Origin of the sequence: Parvibaculum sp., assembly GCF_035511255.1 — a bacterium.
Taxonomy (GTDB): domain Bacteria; phylum Pseudomonadota; class Alphaproteobacteria; order Parvibaculales; family Parvibaculaceae; genus Parvibaculum.
Window position 1 is genome coordinate 1 of sequence record NZ_DATKFR010000183.1, and the last position, 2355, is coordinate 2355.

Here is a 2355-nt window from a genome sequence, read left to right on the forward strand (position 1 = left end):
GCGAGACCTCATAGGCGCGTTCCATCGGCATCCTCCCCGGTGCGATTGAAGGCCGGGAAAGCCTAGCGGATCGCGAGGGCGCGCGATTAGTCCAAACGGGGGGTGGCTCTCTCTGTCATCCCGGCTTCATGCCGGGATCCAAGGGCCGCTTGCTCCGTGCTTGCCGCCCCTGGATCCCGGGACAAGCCCGGGATGACAGTTGTGGGTGGATCAAGCCGGAATGATCCGCTCGACCGCCCGCGCCTTGAGCGCGAGTTTGCCGTCGGCGGTGGTGAAACTCGCTTCGACATAGGCTTGCGTCTTCGAGACGTTCACCACATGCCCCTCGCAGGCGAGGAGGCCCCCCGTCACCGGGCGGAAGAAGTGCATCTGGAGATCGCTGGTCGTGAAGTTCTGGTCGTCCTTCAGCAGTGTCATCAGCGCGAAGGAGCAGGTCTGGTCGGCGAGCGTCGCGAGATAACCGCCAAAGATCGCGACGGGGTTGAGGTACTGCGGATCGACCGGCCAGTCGTAGCGGATGCGGCCCGGCTCCAGCACCGTCAGCTTGCCCGCATAGAGATTGAGCGCCGTCACATGGGGCGGGGCCTTTTCCATTTCGCCGGCCGCGATGCGCTTCAGGATGTTCGACCAGCTCGGCATCACTTCGTTCCGTCTTCGAGTTTCGCAGCGCTGGCGAGCAGCTCGGGCAGGCCGACGATCTCGTTGTAGCGCTGGAAGGTGACGCGGGAGGTTCCGACAGGAAGCCCCTCGCCTTTCAGCAGCACGGCGTAGATCTCCTCCAGCCGCTTCGTGACGGCGAGGAGCGCGGCGACCGGAAAGATCGCGATCTTGTAGCCGAGTTCCTCAAGCGCCTTCGCGGAGAGATAGGGCGTCTTGCCGTCCTCGACGATGTTGGCGAGGAGCGGCACGCCCCTGAAAGTGGCCGCGACCTTTTCGAGTTCGGCGATATCGCGCGGGGCCTCGATGAAGAGGATGTCGGCGCCGGCTTTCACGAAGGCCTCGCCACGGCGGAGCGCCTCGTCGAGATCATGCGTCGCGCGGGCGTCGGTGCGGGCCATGATCTTGAAGTCGCCGGAGCTGCGCGCTTGCGCAGCGGCCCTGATCTTCTGCGCGGCCTCTTCCAGCGAGACGACTTCCTTGCCTTCCATATGGCCGCAGCGTTTCGGGAAGACCTGATCCTCGATCTGGATGCATTGGGCGCCCGCCGCCTCGTAGAGACGCGTCAGGCGCGCGGCATTGAGCGGACCGCCATGACCGTTGTCGCCGTCGGCGATGAGGGGCGCGGGCGCGGCGGCGTCCGCGATGGCGCGCACGCGGTCGGCCATTTCGGTCGCCGACATCAGGCCGATGTCGGGGAGGCCGAGCGTTGAGCCCGCGACGCCGAAGCCCGTCATGTAGACGGCCTTCGCGCCCGCCTGCACGGCGATCTTCGCCGACAGCGCGTCATAGGCGCCGGGCGCGACGATGATGCCGGATTCGGCGAGGAGCTGGGCGAGAGATTTGGTCATGTGGTCCTCCGGGGCGGGACCATCGCAAATATGGAGAGGGTTGTCATGCGTCCGCCAGATTTCCCAGCGGCCCTCGTACTCCTCACTGTCATCCCGGCCTTGTGCCGGGACCCAGAGGCGGCAGGTTCGGAGCAAGCCGCCCCTGGACCCCGGGACGAAGCCCGGGGTGACATCCCTGTTGTCGGCATCGCCGCTCAGAAACTCGGCGGGCAGCCGGCGGAGACGATGACGCAGTCGATGGTGCCGGGGTTGCGGAAGCGGTGCGGGAGGCGACTGTCGAAATAGAAGGCGTCGCCGGCAACGAGCTTGCGCGTCTCGCCGCCGACCGTCAGCTCAATCATGCCGGAAACGACGACGCCGCATTCCTCGCCTTCATGGGAGAGCATGTCGTCGCCGGTGTCAGCGCCGGGGGCGTAGCGCTCATGCATCATCTGCATCGAGCGCCCGCGCGTGTCGCGGCCGACGAGGCGGAAGGAAATCGCGCCGCCAGCGATCTCGCGCAATTCCTTCGCCTGATAGAAGACCTTGGAGCGCGGCTTCATTTCGAGCGTCAGGAAATCGGCGATCGAGATCGGAAAGCCGTCGAGCACTTTCTTGAGCGAGCCCAATGACGGGCTGATGCGGTTCTGCTCGATCAGCGAAATCGTGCCGTTCGTCACGCCGGCGCGTTTCGCCAGTTCGCGCTGGGAAAGCCCGTGCATGGTGCGGAAGGCCTTGAGCCGCGCGCCGATGTCGGGCGCGCCCTCGCCGTCGGCCGCCGCCGGTATCTGGGCGGCGCCATGGGCGTGTCGGGAATGGGCGCGGCGGAAATTGCCCGCCGCCGGTTTCGTCCCGGTCCTTGTGGTCG

3 protein-coding genes are annotated in these 2355 nt (G+C 66.4%); all 3 read right to left on the reverse strand.

The features are described from left to right. Positions 1 to 210 precede the first annotated feature (210 nt). The 3 genes from VMR03_RS06820 to VMR03_RS06830 all read right to left on the reverse strand — a co-directional run bounded on the left by VMR03_RS06820 (position 211) and on the right by VMR03_RS06830 (position 2209). Positions 211 to 639 carry a PaaI family thioesterase gene (locus VMR03_RS06820; RefSeq protein WP_325403552.1) on the reverse strand — a complete coding sequence of 143 codons (429 nt, stop codon included), beginning with the start codon at positions 637 to 639 and terminating at the stop codon, positions 211 to 213. Continuing rightward, positions 639 to 1508, reverse strand: a complete 870-nt coding sequence (locus tag VMR03_RS06825; RefSeq protein WP_325403554.1) for an isocitrate lyase/PEP mutase family protein — start codon at positions 1506 to 1508, stop codon at positions 639 to 641. Before VMR03_RS06825 ends, VMR03_RS06820 begins: the two co-directional genes overlap by 1 nt. Before the next feature lie 194 nt (positions 1509 to 1702). Further along, complete coding sequence (locus VMR03_RS06830) at positions 1703 to 2209, reverse strand: cupin domain-containing protein (protein WP_325403556.1); 507 nt, start codon at positions 2207 to 2209, stop codon at positions 1703 to 1705. Positions 2210 to 2355: the final 146 nt, after the last annotated feature.